The sequence below is a fragment of the Cryobacterium sp. AP23 genome, from assembly GCF_054075385.1.
In genome coordinates this window covers 3210941-3228180 of record NZ_CM133415.1, presented here as the reverse complement: position 1 = coordinate 3228180, position 17240 = coordinate 3210941, and the positions used below count along the sequence as shown (strand labels likewise).

Here is a 17240-nt window from a genome sequence, read left to right as displayed (position 1 = left end):
TGTAATCCGATTGCACCCCCTGAACGGGGGTGGCAGAAAATGGTGGAAAGTTGGCTCGGGCTGGCCGGTCGCACCGCACCGGCCCGGCCGGGGACCCCGCGCTCCCACGCACTGTCGGTGCGCCTTCGGTAGTGTCGGATCATGAGGTTTTCCGAGCGCCACCGTCTCCCAGCGCTCGCGACCGCGGCGGTCCTCGTGGTCGCCCTGGCCGGTGCGGCCCTCGTCTCCGGCGCCGTGCGCGCGCAGCCGGCCATTGCCGAGCCGGTCGCGGCCATCGCGACCGAACAGGTGGACATGGCCGGGTTCGACGCCGGCCGCATCGTCAGCGACTTCAGCTTCTTCAACGCCGACGCCATGACCGAAGCGGAGATCCAGACGTTCCTGCAGTCGCGCAGCTGCACGAGCACCGACGACTCCCCCTGCCTCTGGGAGTACCGCGAAACCACCGTCGATCAGCCTGACGCCGGGGCCGGCCACTGCGACGCGTACGTCGGCGCCGAGCACGAACGCGCCAGCCGCATCATCAGCAAGGTCGCCACTGCCTGCGGCATCAGCCCGCGGGTGCTGCTGGTGCTGCTGCAGAAGGAGCAGTCCCTGCTCAGCCGGCCGACCGTGGACGGGTACCTGCGCGCCACCGGCTACGGCTGCCCGGACACCGCCGACTGCGACACCGACTTCTTCGGCTTCTTCAACCAGGTCTACAGGGCCGCCTGGCAGTTCCGGCAATACACCCAGGAGCCCGACCGCACCTACCAGATCGGCGACGTTGAGGTGGGCTACAACCCCGACGCCGACTGCGGCGCCAGCGTGGTCGGCATCCAGAACCAGGCCACAGCGAACCTGTACAACTACACCCCGTACCAGCCCAACAAGGCCGCCCTGGCCGAGTCCGGCCAGGACGGCGACGGCTGCTCCACCCACGGCAACCTCAACTTCTGGCTGTTCTACACGGCCTGGTTCGGCTCGGCGGACACCGACCCGTACCCCGACGTGTTCGACTCCTGCCTCAACCTCGCCGGCGGCCAGCCCTGCCGGGCGCCCGAGCTCATCCCCTCGCTCTGATCCGCAGCACCCAGCCGAACCCAGGAGGACAACATGGTGGAGATCCCCGCCGGCCGTCACCTCGTCTACCAGACCAGCCTGATGAGCGCCCTCCTGGACGGCATCTACGACGGTGACACCACCGTGGCCACCCTGCTCGAGCACGGCGACTTCGGCCTGGGCACCTTCAACGCGCTCGACGGCGAAATGCTGATCCTCGACGGCGTCTGTTACCGGATGCGCGTGGACGGCACGGTGGCGCCCGCCGCCGGCGACGACCTCAGCCCCTTCGCCGTCGTTACGAAGTTCGTGCCCACCGTTACCATCCCGATCGACGGCACCACCACCCGGGACGAGGCGGTGGCGCTCATCAACGAACGCCTGGAGTCCGCGAACTACCTCTACGCGGTGCGGCTGACCGGCGAGTTCGAGTGGGTGCGGGTGCGGGCCGTGCAGAAGCAGGAGAAGCCGTACCAGCCCATGTCCGAGGCGATCCGTGGTGAGAAGACCCTCGAGTTCGGCCGCTCAAGCGGTGTCGTCGCCGGTTTCCGCACCCCGCTCTACGGGCAGGGCATCGGCGTCCCCGGCGGCCATGTGCACTTCATCGACGCCGACCGTCGGCAGGGCGGCCACGTGCTCGACTTCGAGCTGACCTCCGGCACCATCGAGATCTGCATCGGCACCGACCTCCATCTGGAGCTGCCGCTCACAGCCGAGTTCAAGAACGCGGACCTCAGCCCCGACAACCTCGCCGACCAGATCGAGCAGACCGAGAACCACCGCTGACCCAGCGGGATCTGGTCGGCGAACGTCACATTGCCGAAACCAAATCGTTCCCCCGGCTCACTAGCGTCGAAGCATGACCCATGCAGCCCGCGCCCGGCACCTCTCCCGATGAGCATCCTCCCCCGGTCGGAGACGGCCCAGACCGAGCTCGCCACCGCCCGCCTCGGCGAGCGCCTGCGCCGCGGCCACACCATGCAGAAATCGCCGCACCGGGTGTACGCACTCCTGCGCGCCGCCATCCGTTCAGGCGAATTGCCCGCCCACTCCAAGCTCGACGAAGCGGCCCTGGTGCGCGATCTCAGCACGAGCCGGAACGCCGTGCGGCTGGCCCTGCAGAACCTGGCCCTCGACGGGCTCGTCAAACGTCAGCCCGGCGTGGGCACCGTCGTGGTGTCCGGCATCAACGCGTTCCCGATTTTCGAGTGCATCGAGGCGGTCATCGGCGCCACCGCGGCCCTGCACCTGCTGGAGACCCGCGACGTGTCCACCAACGCCTACCTGCGCAGCCGGTTCGGCGACAACGGTGCCACCCTGCGGATGTCCGAGTTCCTGATCCGCACCAACGGCGTCACCGTCGGCATCTTCTCCCGCTACGGGCTGGGCCCCGCCCCGGTGCTCGAGGCGGCGGAGCCCGTGCTGTCGCCCGGCACCATCAGCTGGTACCGGCGCATCCATAACGAGCCGCCCGGCGACATCAGCGTCACCGTGGAGGCGACCAGCGCCGACGAGCGCACCGCGGAGCTGTTGGATGTGCCCCCGGGCTATCCCCTGCTGGTGCGGGAGACCCTGTACTCCGACCTCGACCTGCGCCCGGCCGAGCTGCACATCGCTCACTTCGACAGTCGCAAGGCCGCCGTGACGGCCAACGCGGGTGCCCTCAAGCACGCCTGGACAACGGCGTAACTCCCGCCCGCCGATCGCCGATACCGGCGCAGGCCGCCCGGAACGGCGCCGATGCCGCCAAATCAGCCTGTGGGCACCCGGCGTAGACGGCGTAACTAGAACGACACCCTCGCGCAATCAAACCACGCACATCCGGTCCGTAGCGTGTCACGCACACTGCGATTGCTGAACCCCAGCACCGACCCGATGATTGCGAGAGGCCCCCCATGCGCGAACCCCGACGGCTCCACCCCTCCAAGGCTCGATGGGCTGGCACCGCCGCGCTCGCCACGGGCGCCCTGCTGCTCTCCGGCTGCGCCACCGGGACCACCGCCGCCAGCGACACCGCCGCGATCGAGTGCGAGACCACCACCGAGTCGAGCCTGCTGCTCTCCACGGCCGACCTCGACATCTCCTACATCCCGTACGGCATCCTCGCCGACGAGCTCGGCTACTTCGACGACGAGTGCATCGATATGACCATCGATGTCACGGCCACCGGCGGACCGCAGTCCCTGCTCGCCGGCCAGACCGACTTCGCCATGACCGGCCCAGAGCAGCTCGTCGCCGCCAACAACGGCGCGGCCTTCGGCGCCAAGACGATCTACAACTACATCCCCAACCTCAACATCTACCTGGGCGTGCTCGCCGATTCCGACATCGAGTCCACCGCAGACCTCGCCGGCGCGACCATCGGCCTCGAAGGCACCAGCCCCATGTATGACGCGTTCCTCACCAAGTCGCTCGAACCGGACGGCTTGGGCCTGGCCGACATCAGCACCATCGTCACCGGCTACGGCGCGACCCCGGCCGAGGCACTCAAGTCCGGCGACGTCGACGCCGTGCTGTACTGGCCGGGAATGTTCACCTCGTGGGAGGCCGCCGGTTACGACACCCGCATCCTCGAGGGCACGGAGTGGAGCGCCGGCTTCGACGGCATCGGCCTCTCGGCCACCGACGAGACCATCGCGGACAAGCCGGAACTGGTCGAGGGCGTCTCCCGCGCCATCGCCAAGTCGATGGTCTACCTGCAGAAGTTCCCGGAGAGCGCCGTGAAGATCTTCTGGGAGGCCTACCCGGAGCGCGCGCCGCTGCCCGGCGCCGACGAGGACGAAGCCCTCGAGCGCGACCTGGCCGTCCTCGACTCCACCCTCACGACCATGGGTGCCAAGGACCACGACGCCGACTACACCTGGGGCATCCAGACCCTCGAGCGTTGGACCAACCAGATCGCCTACATGCAGGCCGCCGGCACCGTCGACGCCTCCACCACGATCGACCCCACCCTGTTCTTCACCGCCGACCACATCGAGGCCGCGAACGACTTCGACCACGACGCGATTACGGAGCAGTAGGGATGAGCCTCCTCGACAGCCGAAGCAGCAACAGCGTCCTCCGGCGTGACGGCTCCATCGACGTGCAGGACGTCTCGATGGAGTTCAACACCCGGGACGGCGGCACCATCCACGCCCTGACCGAGTCGAACCTGAAGATCCCGTCCGGCCAGTTCGTCTCGGTCCTCGGGCCCAGCGGATGCGGCAAGTCCACACTGCTGCGCATCATCGCCGGCCTGGCCGACCCCACCAGCGGCTCGGTGCTGATCGGCACCGAGCACGTCAAGGGGCCGAGCCGGCAGGTGGGCATCGCCTTCCAGACGCCTTCGCTGCTGCAGTGGTACACGGTGGCCGAGAATATCGGCCTGCCGGCCAAGCTGGACAAACGGAACGACAAGGCCACGGTCGACGCCAGGGTCGAGGAACTGCTCGACATGGTCAAGCTGTCCGGCCTCGGCGCCAAGTACCCGCGGGAGCTCTCCGGCGGCATGCGGCAGCGGGTGGCCATCGCCCGCTGCCTGGTGAGCGACCCGGCGGTCATCCTGATGGATGAACCGTTCGGGGCGCTGGACGCCATCACCCGCGAGCACATGCACGACGAGCTGCTCTCCATCTGGCAGGCCTCCGGAGCGACTGTCTTCTTCATCACCCACGACATCAGCGAAGCGGTCTACCTCTCCGACCGCGTGATCGTGATGTCGCCCCGCCCGGGGCGCATCGTGGCCGACCTGGAGATCGACCTGCCGCGTCCCCGCGACGCAGACACCCGCCTGATGCCCGAGTTCGCCCGGCTTGCCGCCGAGCTGCGCCAGCACATCAGCCACTGACCCACCAGCAGCCCGAGGAGTTATCATCGCCGTGCTCACCAGCCCCATTTCCACCTCCGCTCCCGTCACCGCTCCCGCCCAGGCGCGCGGTGCCCGGGCCGGCCGATCCGCCCGTTGGGCGCTGCGTCGCGTGGCGGTCTTCCTCGCCTACGTGCTCGTCGCCCTCGTCGCCTGGCAGGCCGTCGTCTCCATCTTCCAGATCGAACCGCTCGTGCTCCCCGGCCCGATCCCGGTGCTCGACGCGCTCTGGAGCCAGGTGCAATCACCCGTCGTCTGGTCTGCCACCTGGGTCACCTTCCAGGAGGCCATGGTCGGGTTCGCTGTCGGGGCGGCGGCCGGCATCCTGCTGGCCGTTGCGCTGGCGGAGTCCGACACCCTCTACCGACTGGCGAATCCCTACATCGTGGCCTTCCAGGCCGTGCCGAAGGTCGCGCTCACGCCATTGTTCATCGTCTGGTTCGGTTTCGGCATCTGGTCGAAGGTCGTGCTGATCGCGGCGTTCGTCTTCTTCCCGGTGATGGTGAACATGTACGCGGGACTCCGCAGCACCACCGACGAAGAAGAAGAACTGATGCGGGTGTCCCACGCCACCCGGTGGCAGCGCCTGCGGCACCTGCGGCTTTACAAGTCGCTGCCGTTCCTCTTCGCCGCCTTCGAGGCCAGCTTCGTGCTCTGCCTCACCGGCGCGGTCTTCGCCGAACTGCTCGGCTCCGGCACGAGCGTCGGTCTGGGCACGATGCTGCAGATGTATACGGCGCGTCTCGACGTGGCCGGCATGTTCGGCATCATCACCCTGCTCGCCCTCTTCGGGGTGCTGCTCGATGTCGTCGTGAAGCTCGCCGCCCGCTACTACCTCCGCTGGGACCGCCCCGTCCGGTAGATACCCGCGCGTTCCCGCACCTCCTTCGCACCATCCTCACGAACGGACCTCCGTCATGCCCTCATCCGAGTTCAAGCTCATCTGCGACCTGTCGCTCATCCACACCAACGCCAAGTGGCGCTACCCCGGTTCGTGGAGCGGCTACGCCCCGTACGGCGACCCGGCGATGTACCTGGACATCGCGCGTATCCTCGAGCGCGGCAAGTTCGACGGCGCCTTCTTCGCCGACGTCGCCGGCACCCCGATGGTGAACGGGTCGATGGACGAGACGGTGGAGCTCGGTGTGGCCTGGCCACGGCACGACCCGATCCCGATGGTCGCGGCCATGTCCACGGTCACGCAGCGGCTCGGCTTTGTCACGACGATGTCGATGACCTACAACCACCCGTTCCACACCGCCCGCATGATGGCCAGCCTCGACCACGTCACCCGCGGCCGGGTGGCGTTCAACGCTGTGGTCAGCGGGTTCCCGCAGGAGGCGCAGAACTACGGCTACGACACCACCCCCGACCACGAATGGCGGTACGAACGCGCCACCGAGTTCCAGGAGGTGCTCACCAAGCTGTTCAACTCGGTCGAGCCGGATGCGATGCTGTGGAACAGGGAGACCGGCCAGGTCGCGGACCCGGCCAAGGTGCACCGGATCGACCACGTCGGCGAACACTTCAAGGTGATGGGACCGCTGCCCACCGCGCCCTCACCGCAGGGCCGGCCCATGCAGGTCATGGCCGGGCAGTCCGGCAGCGGCATGAAGCTCGCGGCCACCTACGCCGACCTGCAGTTCGCCCAGGCGAACAGTGCCAAAGGCAAGGCGGCCCACCGGGCCAAGCTCGAAACGGCTGCGATCGCGGCCGGTCGCGACCCCAAGAGTGTCGGCATCGTCTGGGCCGGCGCGTTCGACGTGGTGTCGGGTCCGTCCGAGGCGAACGAGAACGCCCGTCGGTACCGCGAGTCGTTCCCCGACCGCATGCCGCACGTGTTCCTCAGCCAGTGGTGGGGTCTGGACGGCTGGCCGCTCGAGCCGGACGCCTACGTGCACGAGACCATCAACGCCGTCCGCGCCGCGGGAGCCGCACCCAACTGGGGCTACCTCGACATCGCCATGGAGGCATGCACCCCCACAACCACCATCAAGGAGTACGCGCTGCAGTGGCTCGTGGAGGGCGCCGAATATGTCGGCACCCCCGAATTCCTCGCCGACTACATGGAAGAGGCCTTCCAGGCCGGCGGCGGTGTCGGCGGTTTCATGATCGCGCCCCGCTCCGGCGCCCCCGCGGGCATCGCCCGCTTCGTCGACGAGGTCATCCCGGTGTTGCAGCACCGCGGGCTGTTCCGCAAGGAGTACAAGCACGCCACCATGCGCGAGAACTTCCAAGACCAGTGAGCGCGTCTGAACGCCTGAGAGGGCCAGACGCCGGGTACGCCGGGGCGGGGAGCGGCAGGACGCGCGACCTCGCTTTCGGTGCCCTCGTACTGTCGATGTTCTTCGCGATGGCATCCAACACCATGGTGCTCACGGGCATGCCCCAGCTCATCGGTGATCTCGGCGGCAGCCAGACCGAGTACACCTGGATCGTCACGACCTCCCTACTCACGCTCACCGTCACCACCCCGGTCTGGGGCCGGCTCGCCGACCGGGTCTCCCGCAAGCGGCTGGTGCAGGTGGCGATCGTCATCTACTGCATCGCCACCATCACCGCCGGCCTCGCGGTGGCACCGTGGATGATCATCGCCTGCCGCGCCATCATCGGCATCGGCGCGGGCGGGATCGTCACCGTTGTGCAGCTGATCGTCACCGACCTCACCACCCCCGACGAGCGGCCCCGCTACTTCGGTTACGTCGGCGCGGTCATGGCCGCCGCAGCGGTCGCCGCACCCGCCCTCGGCGGCCTGATCGTCGACGCGGGCGGATGGCGGTGGATCTTCTTCGCCACCATCCCACTCGCGGTGATCGCGTTCACCCTGATCACCGCGCTCGTGCGCCTGCCCCCACCGACACCACAGGCCGCGACACCGTTCGACCTGGCCGGTGCGCTGCTCACCCTGGGCACCGTGCTGCTGGCCATGATCTGGATCACCGTCATCGGCCCGGCCGCCGGCTGGTTCTCCACCGGCTCACTGCTCACCGTGGCCGGTCTGGTCGCACTGCTGCTGGTCGGCCTCATGGTGGAACGCCGAGCCGTTCGCCCGTTGGTTCCGCCGGCGTTGCTGGCCCCCGGCCCCTTGCTCAGCGTCCTCGTCGCATCCGTCACCGTCGGGGTGGCGACCTTCGCGGCCTCCGTCTACCTGGCGATGTATTTCCAGAACGGGCTCGGCCTCAGCGCCGGCGCCTCCGGGCTGCTGCTCGTACCGATGTCGGCGGCAACGCTGACCGGCTCGCTGCTGGCCGGCCGCCACATCTCCCGCACCAGACGCGACAAGCCCGTGCTCCTGGCCGGCGCGATCACCGTGGCCGTCGGGCTCGCGCCACTCGCCCTGATCCAGGACCCGACCCACCCGTTCGTCGCGGCGGCCGCGGGCCTGGTGATCGGTGCCGGGGTGGGAATGCTCTCGCAGCAGCTCGTCGCCACCGGCCAGCGGTTCCTCAAGCCGGCCGACCTGGGCGTGGGATCGTCGCTGATCCTGTTCGTGCGGAGCCTCTCCACCGTGCTCGCGCTGTCGGTGTTCGGCATCGTGATCGCCTCCGCCCTCGCCGGCCAGTCCGGCCCGGCCGGGTACCTCGCCGGCACCCAGGCGGTCTTCCAGGTCTGCGCTGTCATCGCGCTCGCCGGCGTCGCGGCTGTGGCCGCGCTGCCCGGGTCTCGACGCATCCCGGTCGCCGCGCCCACCGCCCCGACCCGCACGCTCGACGCGTGAACCGGGCATCCAGCCCCGCCGCCTTCGTGACGGCGGGCGCCTCCGGCATCGGCGCGGCCATCGTGCGCCGGTTGGTCGACCGTGGCGCCCGGGTGGTCGTCACCGACATCGACTGGGAGGGCCTCGACCGGTTGCGGGCGGAACTCGGCGACCGAGTGCATCCACTCGTCGCCGACGTCACCGCCGAGGCCGACATCGCGGCCGCCGCCCAGGCGTCCGCCGCGCTGGTGGGGCCGATCGACCAGCTCTACGTGGTAGCCGGCGGCGGCCGCGGCTTCGGCCCGCTGGTGGAGTTCGCGGTCGAGGACTGGGACTTCACCATGGCCCTCACCCTGCGCAGCTGCTTCCTCACCCTCAAGCACGTCGCCCCGCTGATGACCGACGGCGGCGCCATCGTCACCGTCGCCTCGATCAACTCGCACGTGCCGTTCTACCGCTCCAGCGCCTACTCCACCGCCAAGGCCGGCGTCGAGATGCTCACCAAGAACGCCGCGCTCGACTTCGGGCCCCGGCTCCGCGTCAACGCGGTGCTACCCGGAATCGTGCGCACCGCGTCCACGGTCGACTTCACCCGGGACGGCTCGGCCGAACTGCGTGATTACCTCGAGCGGAGCCTGCTCGGCCGGGTCGCGGACGCTGACGACATCGCCCTGCCCGCGCTGTTCCTGGGCAGCGCGGATGCCCGGCACATCACCGGCGCGAGCCTGGTCGTCGATGCCGGCACCGAGATCTCCGGTTACCCGGACCCTCGCCGGCTTCGGCTGCCCGCCGCACCGGCATCTCCACGAGAGGACACCACGTCATGACCACGCTCGCAGGACAACGAATCGTCGTGACCGGCGGCGCCAGGGGCCTCGGTGAGGCCATGGCCGTCGCGCTCGCGCAGGCCGGCGCCACCGTCGTCGTCGCCGACATCAACCCCGCCGCCCTGGCCGAGATGCTCGACCGGCACCCGGGCGAGCAGGCGCTGCTGCACCCGAAGGTGCTCGACATCACCGACGAGGATGCCGTCGCCGACTTCGCGGAGAGCCTGTTCACCGCGGACGGCGGCGTCGACGCCGTCTTCGCCAACGCGGGCATCGTGCTGGTTCGGCCCTCCGCCGAACTGCGCAACGCCGACCTGCAGCGGGTGTTCGATATCAACGTGCTCGGCACCTTCGCCACCGCGCGCGAGTTCGGCGTCCGCATGCTCGCCCAGGGCCATGGCAAGATCATCATCACGGCCTCGCAGGCCGGCACCAGCGGTGCCGCCGAGTGGACCGCCTACTGCGCGAGCAAGGCCGCGGCGATCAGCATCACCCAGTCGCTCTCTTCGGAGTGGGGCCCGACGCTCACCGTCAACGCCATCGCGCCCGGTGCCGTGCGCACCAACATCAACGCCCACGTGATGAACGACGATGCCGCCGCAGCGATCGTCGCCGGCACCCCGGCCGGCCGCCTCGCGGAGCCCGACGACTTCGGCCCGCTCGCGGTCTTCCTCGCCGGCCCCGGCGCGGACATGATGTCCGGCGCGGTCATGGTCATGGACGGCGGCGCCCGCTAACCCGGAGCAGAGAGCCCGTCAGCGCGTGGTCTGGTGGCCCGGCCACAGCGCCGCATCCAGCCCGCGCTCGAGCTTGGCGATGGTCTCCATGTCCGGCCAGGCCCGCCCCTCGAGGATGCCGATCAGGGTGGCGTGGTTCATGCCGCACGCCTCGGCCGCGGCGCGGATGCTCTTCTCCCCCATCGCCTTGCGCAGGTTGCCCGCGAACAGGCGCGCGACCTCCCCGATCGGCTCGTCGGCGGGTCCATCCGGCCACGACGCAACCAGCTCATTGGGCTTCAGGCGCATGGTGCGAGGCATGCCCCCAGCGTAAGCCGCGCCCGCCCCACCGCAGACCCTTCTCGAACATGAGCCGCTGTCGGGAAACCCGCTTCAGCCGGGTCGCCGACTGCTATCATTCACGAGGCTCAAGGCGGAGCATGGCCTCACCCGGGCAGCCCGCAGCACGTGATTGTGAGGACACCCCTTGATATTGACTTCCCTGATCCTCAGCCACGCCAGGCCGTACCGGTCCTGGATCGTGTGGGTCTTCGTGCTGCAGCTGATCTCGACCATCGCGGCGCTGTACCTGCCGAGCCTGAACGCGCAGATCATCGACGAGGGCGTCACCCGCGGCGACACCGACTTCATCTGGTCCACCGGCATGACCATGCTGATCGTCTGCCTGGTGCAAGTGGTCACCGCCATCGGCGGGGTCTACTTCGGCGCCCGCACCGCCATGGCCATCGGCCGTGACCTGCGCCGCGAGGTGTACCGCAAGGTCGACTCGCTCAGTTCCCTCGAGCTCGGCGGCTTCGGCACGGCCACCCTGATCACCCGCGGCACCAACGACGTGCAGCAGGTGCAGATGCTCGTGCTGATGACCCTCAACTTCATGGTGTCCACCCCGATCATGTGCGTCGGCGGCATCATCATGGCCCTCCGCGAAGACGCCGGCCTGTCCTGGCTGGTCTGGGTGTCCGTGCCGGTGCTGTTCATCATCGTCGGGTTCCTGGTCTTCCTGTTGCTGCCCCTGTTCCGGCTGATGCAGGACCGCCTCGACGGCATCAACAGCGTGCTGCGCGAACAGATCGTGGGCATCCGGGTTGTGCGCGCCTTCGTGCGGGAGCCCTTCGAGTCCGAGCGGTACCGCAAGGCCAACGAATCGATCACCGCCGTGTCGGTGAAGGTCGGCAACATCTTCGTGCTGATGTTCCCGGTCATCATGATGGTGCTGCACCTCGCCACCGCCGCCGTGCTCTGGTTCGGCGGCCAGCGCGTCGACGCCGGCGACATGCAGATCGGCTCGCTCACGGCGTTCCTGCAGTACCTGTTGCAGATCCTGATGGCCGTGATGATGGGCGTCTTCATGGTGATGATGATCCCCCGCGCGATCGTCTGCGCCGAACGCATCACCGAGGTCTTCAGCACCGTCAGCAGCCAAGCCATCGCCTCCGACGCCCAGGTGACCGCGCCCACCACCGGCGTCGTCGAGTTCGGCGGGGTCAGCTTCGGCTACCCGGGCGCTGAGCGTCCGGTGCTCGACAACGTCGGCTTCACCGCGGTGCCGGGCCAGACCACCGCCATCGTCGGCTCCACCGGCGCCGGTAAGAGCACCCTGATCAACCTGATCGCCCGGCTCTACGACGCCCAGCAGGGCGCCGTCACCATCGACGGCGTGCCCGTCTCCTCCCTCACTCGCGGCCAGCTGGCGAAGGTCGTCGGGCTGATCCCGCAGAAGCCGTACCTGTTCTCCGGCACCATCGGCTCGAACCTGCGCTTCGGTCGGGCGGATGCGACGGATGCCGAACTGTGGGAGGCGCTGCGGATCGCGCAGGGCGAGGATTTCGTGCGCGCGATGCCGCTCGGCCTCGACGAACGCATCGCCCAGGGCGGCACCAACGTGTCCGGCGGGCAGCGGCAACGGCTCTGCATCGCCCGGGCGCTCGTCGCCAAACCCCGGGTGTACCTCTTCGACGACTCGTTCTCCGCCCTCGACGTCGCGACGGACGCGCGGCTCCGCGCCGCCCTCGGCGACGCGACCAGGGACGCCACCGTCATCATCGTGGCCCAGCGGGTGTCGACCATCACCGAGGCCGACCAGATCCTCGTGGTCGACAACGGTGTCATCACCGGCAGCGGCACCCACGAGGAGCTGCTGGAGAGTAACGCCACCTACCGCGAAATTGTCGAATCCCAGCTGAGCGTTGAGGTGGCGTAACCATGGCCAAGCGAACCAACAAGCGGGCCGCCTCGGAGTCCTCCGACACCGTCCTCGCCGCCGTGGCGGCCGTTGACCTCGAGGAGGAATTCGTGCCCACCGAGGCCGACGGCGACATGTTCGGCGGCACGCCGGCCCGCAAGGCCGAGCATTTCCTGCCCTCCGCGAAGCGTCTGATCGGCCTGATGCGTCCGGAGCGGATGAAGATGATGATCGTCATCGCCCTGGTGGTGGTGTCGGTGGTGCTCACGGTGCTGGCGCCGAAGATCCTGGGCCAGGCGATGGACGCCATCTTCAACGGTGTCATCGGCATGCAGCTGCCCGCGGGCGTGCCGCTGGACGACGTCGTGGCGCAGGCCCGCGCCGACGGCAACGACCAGTTCGCCGACATGCTGCAGGGCACGTCCGTCGTGCCCGGTGAGGGCGTGGACTTCACCGTGCTGAGCCGCCTGATCATCGTGGTGCTCGCCATGTACACGGTCGCCTCGGTGCTGTCCTGGGCGCAGGGGTTCATCCTCAACGGCCTGGTCATGCGGGTCGTGTTCCGGCTCCGCCAGGACATCGAGGAGAAGCTCAACCGGCTGCCGCTGAGTTACTTTGACACCCGTCAGCGCGGCGACCTGATGTCCCGGGTCACCAACGACGTCGACAACATCCAGCAGGCGCTGCAGCAGGCGTTCTCGCAGCTGGTGCAGTCGGTGCTCACGGTTCTCGGCATCGCCGCGATGATGTTCATCGTGTCCTGGCAGCTGGCCCTGATCGCGCTGATCTCGCTGCCGCTGTCGGCCATCATCGCCGGCGTCATCGGGGTGCGATCGCAGAAGCTGTTCACCGCGCAGTGGAAGAACACCGGCGCCCTCAACGGCCACATCGAAGAGACCTTCTCCGGCCAGGAGATCGTGCGCGCCTTCGGCCGCGACAAGGAGATGCTCGAGGAGTTCGACAAGCGCAACGAGGAGCTTTACACGGCCTCGTTCGGCGCGCAGTTCGTCTCCGGCATGATCATGCCCGCGATGACCTTCGTCTCCTACCTCTCCTACGTGCTCATCGCCGTCGTCGGTGGCCTGCGGGTCGCCTCCGGGCAGATGACCCTCGGCGACGCGACCGCGTTCATCCAGTACTCCCGGGAGTTCTCCCAGCCGATCGGGCAGATGGCCGGCATGGCCAACATGCTGCAGTCCGGCGTCGCCTCCGCCGAGCGCACCTTCGAGCTGCTGGATGCCGATGAGCAGGACCCGGACACCCAGACCGCCGAACTGCCCGAGCGCACCGACGGGCACGTCGAATTCGATGGTGTCTCCTTCGCGTACAGCGCCGACAAGCCGCTGATCGAGGACCTGTCGTTCTCGGCCGAGCCCGGCCACACCGTCGCGATCGTCGGCCCCACCGGGGCCGGCAAGACCACCCTGGTGAACCTGGTGATGCGGTTCTATGAGCTCACCGGCGGCCGCATCCTGCTCGACGGCGTCGACATCACGGCCCTGTCCCGCGGCGAACTGCGTTCGCAGGTGGGCATGGTGCTGCAGGATGCCTGGCTGTTCAACGGCACCATCCGGGAGAACATCCGCTATGGCCGGCTCGACGCCACCGACGAAGAGGTCGTGGCCGCCGCGGAGGCCACCATGGTGGACCGGTTCGTGCGCCAGCTGCCCGACGGCTACGACACCGTGCTCGACGCCGACGGCGGCAGCGTCTCCGCCGGCGAGCGGCAGCTGCTCACCATCGCCCGGGCGTTCATCGCCAACCCGTCCCTGCTGATCCTCGACGAGGCGACCTCCTCGGTCGACACCCGCACCGAACTGTTGGTGCAGCACGCGATGGCCGCGCTCCGCGCCGACCGCACCTCGTTCGTGATCGCCCACCGGCTCTCGACGATCCGCGACGCCCACACCATCCTGGTGATGGACGGTGGCCGCATCGTGGAGCAGGGCAACCACGACACCCTGCTGGCCCGCCGCGGTGCCTACTACGACCTCTACATGTCCCAGTTCATGGGTGGCGACCCGGCCGACGATCCCGAGGCCCAGGCCGGGACCGCCGCCGAGGCCGTGCCCGACCCCTAGCTGCATAACTCCTGCAATTTCTCCTTCCGCCTGCTCACTGCCCCGTATTTCCGGGCGCGCACGGACGAGTGCCATCTAAATTGCAGGAGTTATGACTAGGGCGTCCACCATGGGCGCAACGGCAGCTCGGCACTGCCGTGCGTGTCGGGCCGGTTCAGCAGGACCTGGTGCAACTGGATGCCGTTGTTCTCGAACCCGAGCCGTGATCCGGCCATGTACAGGCCCCACACCTTCGCGGTGGGCAGCCCGACCTCGGCGACGGCCTCGTCCCAGTGGGTGACGAGGTTGGCGCACCAGTCGCGCAGCGTCATCGCGTAGTGCTGCCTCAGGTTCTCTTCGTGCACCACCTCAAGGCCGATGTCCTGCGCGTCGCTGATGATGCGGCCGGACCCGGCAAGTTCCCCGTCGGGGAAGACGTACCGGTCGATGAATCCGCCCGCTTCCGGCTTCTTTCGGTTGTCGGGCCAGGTGATGCTGTGATTGAGCAGCAGCCCGCCGGGGCGCAGCCGGGACTGCAGAAAACCGAAGTACGACGGATAGTTGCGCACGCCGATGTGCTCGAGCAGCCCGATCGACGACACCGCGTCGTAGCCGGTTTCCGTGATGTCGCGATAATCGGCGTGACGGACCTCGGCCAGGTCAGCCAGGCCCTCGTCGGCGATGGCCCGTTGCGCCCACCCGGTCTGCTCGGCCGACAACGTCACACCGGTCGCCCGCACGCCGCGGCGGGCGGCGTAGCGCACCATGCCGCCCCAGCCGCAGCCGACGTCGAGTAACCGGTGGCCTGGCGCCAGCCGCAGCTTCTCGAACACGAGCCGGTACTTGTTCTCCTGCGCCTCCTCGAGCGTCGCGCTCGGGTGCGGGTAGCACGCGCAGGTGTAGGTCATCGACGGGCCGAGCACCCACTCGTAGAAGGTGTTCGAGACGTCGTAGTGGTGGTGCACCGCCTCGGCGTCCCGAGTCTTGCTGTGCCGGAGCCCCCCGGCGATTCGCTGCCACCGGGGCTGCCCTTCCTGGGGTGGCGGCGCTATCGGGCGCAGGTGCCGGGCGCCGATGGAACGGATGATGTCGACCATCATCCGTGCCGGTGGGCGGGTGAAGACGAGGCTGTCGGCGAGCGCCTTGAGCAGTTCATAGGGGTCCCCCGGGTGCACCCCGCTGATATCGAGGTCGCCGGCAATGTAGGCACGGGCAAAACCGAGGTCGCCGCGGCCGGTGGCGAGGTAGGTGGTGCCGCGCGGGGTCCGCAGATCCAGCCCGAACGGAGCGTCCGACGGTCCGGTCGCACTCCCGTCGTAGGCGGTGAAGCGCAGCGGAAGCCGACCGCCCGCCAGAACCTCCACGACCTCGGCGAGGGAGAACTTCCCCGCCGGTCCCGTTGTGGCCGGCGCACCCGTCGGCGCATCCGACGTGGTCGAGGGTTCCTTGAACGTGGTCATCGTCGTTGCACCGCCTTGGCATAGAGGTCGAGGAGTCGTGAATCAGGGTCGTATGTGTTCTTCACCGCCCGGTAGCTGTCCCCGCCGTAGAGGTCGTCGAACTCTTCCCGGGAGTAATAGGAGTCGGAGTACAGCGACTTGTGTCCGTCGACGGCGGTGACCGTGCGCTCGATCAGCCGGTTCGTCTCGCCCTCCTGCCGCCCGACGGGCACCGTACCCCAGAAGCCCACGTTGACGTAGGTCTGGTTCGGCTGGATCGGGTACAGGGGCCAGCCGTCGCCGCCGGCGTCACGCAGGCGCAGCGGGCACAGCCAAATCGGCTCGATCGGCACGGTCGCCAGGAACCAGTTGAGGTACTCGGCACACCGCGCGAGGGGAATTTCGACATCCTGCACGACGCGTTCGCGCGGCGGCCGGCCGGCCAGCTGTTCGATCCGGTCGCCGATCCGAAATCGTTGTTCGTAGGTCATCAGCGTCGAGTAGAACCGGCTGCCCCGGTAACGCTTCGGCCAGATCCGGCGGAGGCGTGGATTCTGCGCGCCGAACGGCTCGGAGCACCAGAACCAGTCGGTGTCCCACCGCCACAGGTAGTCGTGAATGGTGAGGCGGTCATCGGTCACGCCGGTGTCGTGCCGGATCGAGCGGTAGTAGATCTGCTGGCCGGTGTAGTCGCTGACGGTACCGGGGGCATCCGTCTGCACACCGACGCAGAGGTAGCTCTCGCCGGCGCTGAACACCACTGAATCGAGGTAGTCGATCGCCACCCCGTCGAGCCGGCCGGTCCGGGTGATGCGGCCCATCATGGTGACCAGGTCGTCGAGCGAGTGGAACCGCAAGTGCCGCAAGGCGACGAATGGTTTGACGGGTTCCAGGTCGATGCAGAGGCGCACCGCGTACCCCAGCGTGCCGTACGAGTTGGGGAACGCCCGGTACAGATCCGCGTGCTCGGTGGGCGACACGGTGAGCAGCTCCCCCGTGCCGGTGAGGATGTCCATCTCGAGGACCGACTCGTGCGGCAGTCCGTTGCGGAACGACGTCGACTCGATGCCCAGGCCGGTGACGGCGCCGCCGAGCGTGATGGTCTTCAACTGCGGCACCACCAGCGGTGCCAGGCCGGCGGGAAGGGTCGCCGCGACGAGGTCGTCGTAGGTGCACATGCCGGCGACCTCCGCCGTCCGCGCCTCGGCGTCGACGCTGATGACCCCCGTCAGCCCGGAGGTGTCGAGGCCCCTGACCCGGGCCTTGGTGCGCGTGCGAAACAGATTGGATGTCGGTTTGGCCAGCCGCACCGGCTCCGTCGCCGGCACGGCCCGGTAGCTCGCGAGAAGTCGCTGCACGCCCTCGGCGTGAGCGACCCGGGTATCAGCTGGAGCGACGGACACGCCCCCA

Annotated in this window: 15 protein-coding genes; 12 read left to right on the top strand and 3 right to left on the bottom strand. The window is 68.7% G+C overall.

The window, feature by feature from the left end:
- Positions 1-141: 141 nt before the first annotated feature.
- From ACU5E9_RS15325 to ACU5E9_RS15280, 10 genes are all read left to right on the top strand, one after another.
- The gene (locus ACU5E9_RS15325; RefSeq protein ID WP_456810757.1) at positions 142-1062 is read left to right on the top strand and encodes a hypothetical protein; all 921 of its coding nucleotides are present in this window, start codon (positions 142-144) and stop codon (positions 1060-1062) included.
- A gap of 33 nt (positions 1063-1095) precedes the next feature.
- Complete coding sequence (gene budA, locus ACU5E9_RS15320) at positions 1096-1827, top strand: acetolactate decarboxylase (protein WP_456810756.1); 732 nt, start codon at positions 1096-1098, stop codon at positions 1825-1827.
- Positions 1828-1935: 108 nt separating this feature from the next.
- Complete coding sequence (locus tag ACU5E9_RS15315; RefSeq protein WP_456810755.1) at positions 1936-2730, top strand: GntR family transcriptional regulator; 795 nt, start codon at positions 1936-1938, stop codon at positions 2728-2730.
- 206 nt (positions 2731-2936) lie between these two features.
- Entirely contained in the window at positions 2937-4064 is a 1128-nt protein-coding gene (locus ACU5E9_RS15310; RefSeq protein WP_456810754.1) for an ABC transporter substrate-binding protein, read from the top strand.
- A 2-nt stretch (positions 4065-4066) separates the two neighbouring features.
- Positions 4067-4870 carry an ABC transporter ATP-binding protein gene (locus tag ACU5E9_RS15305; protein ID WP_456810753.1) on the top strand — a complete coding sequence of 268 codons (804 nt, stop codon included), beginning with the start codon at positions 4067-4069 and terminating at the stop codon, positions 4868-4870.
- A 31-nt stretch (positions 4871-4901) separates the two neighbouring features.
- The gene (locus tag ACU5E9_RS15300; RefSeq protein WP_456810752.1) at positions 4902-5750 is read left to right on the top strand and encodes an ABC transporter permease; all 849 of its coding nucleotides are present in this window, start codon (positions 4902-4904) and stop codon (positions 5748-5750) included.
- A 55-nt stretch (positions 5751-5805) separates the two neighbouring features.
- Positions 5806-7134: an NtaA/DmoA family FMN-dependent monooxygenase gene (locus tag ACU5E9_RS15295; protein ID WP_456810751.1), complete on the top strand. Its 1329-nt coding sequence runs from the start codon at positions 5806-5808 to the stop codon at positions 7132-7134.
- A 95-nt stretch (positions 7135-7229) separates the two neighbouring features.
- Positions 7230-8606 (top strand): MFS transporter, encoded by a 1377-nt coding sequence (locus ACU5E9_RS15290; protein ID WP_456810750.1) that lies wholly within the window; start codon positions 7230-7232, stop codon positions 8604-8606.
- Positions 8603-9412: an SDR family NAD(P)-dependent oxidoreductase gene (locus tag ACU5E9_RS15285; RefSeq protein WP_456810749.1), complete on the top strand. Its 810-nt coding sequence runs from the start codon at positions 8603-8605 to the stop codon at positions 9410-9412. The genes ACU5E9_RS15290 and ACU5E9_RS15285 overlap by 4 nt, the downstream gene beginning before the upstream one ends.
- Positions 9409-10149, top strand: coding sequence for an SDR family NAD(P)-dependent oxidoreductase (locus ACU5E9_RS15280; RefSeq protein WP_456810748.1), 741 nt, complete (start codon positions 9409-9411; stop codon positions 10147-10149). Before ACU5E9_RS15285 ends, ACU5E9_RS15280 begins: the two co-directional genes overlap by 4 nt.
- A gap of 18 nt (positions 10150-10167) precedes the next feature.
- Here the strand turns inward: ACU5E9_RS15280 and ACU5E9_RS15275 are convergent, their stop codons facing one another.
- Positions 10168-10449, bottom strand: a complete 282-nt coding sequence (locus ACU5E9_RS15275) for a helix-turn-helix domain-containing protein (protein WP_456810747.1) — start codon at positions 10447-10449, stop codon at positions 10168-10170.
- Positions 10450-10615: 166 nt separating this feature from the next.
- On the opposite strand from ACU5E9_RS15275, the gene ACU5E9_RS15270 reads away from it, so the two are divergent.
- On the top strand, positions 10616-12349 hold the full coding sequence (locus ACU5E9_RS15270; protein WP_456810746.1) for an ABC transporter ATP-binding protein: 1734 nt from the start codon (positions 10616-10618) through the stop codon (positions 12347-12349).
- 2 nt (positions 12350-12351) lie between these two features.
- Positions 12352-14412 (top strand): ABC transporter ATP-binding protein, encoded by a 2061-nt coding sequence (locus tag ACU5E9_RS15265; RefSeq protein ID WP_456810745.1) that lies wholly within the window; start codon positions 12352-12354, stop codon positions 14410-14412.
- Positions 14413-14507: 95 nt separating this feature from the next.
- Here the strand turns inward: ACU5E9_RS15265 and ACU5E9_RS15260 are convergent, their stop codons facing one another.
- Together ACU5E9_RS15260 and ACU5E9_RS15255 are read right to left on the bottom strand one after the other, a co-directional pair.
- On the bottom strand, positions 14508-15851 hold the full coding sequence (locus ACU5E9_RS15260; RefSeq protein ID WP_456810744.1) for a class I SAM-dependent methyltransferase: 1344 nt from the start codon (positions 15849-15851) through the stop codon (positions 14508-14510).
- Complete coding sequence (locus tag ACU5E9_RS15255) at positions 15848-17233, bottom strand: FAD-binding oxidoreductase (RefSeq protein ID WP_456810743.1); 1386 nt, start codon at positions 17231-17233, stop codon at positions 15848-15850. Before ACU5E9_RS15255 ends, ACU5E9_RS15260 begins: the two co-directional genes overlap by 4 nt.
- Positions 17234-17240 lie beyond the last annotated feature (7 nt).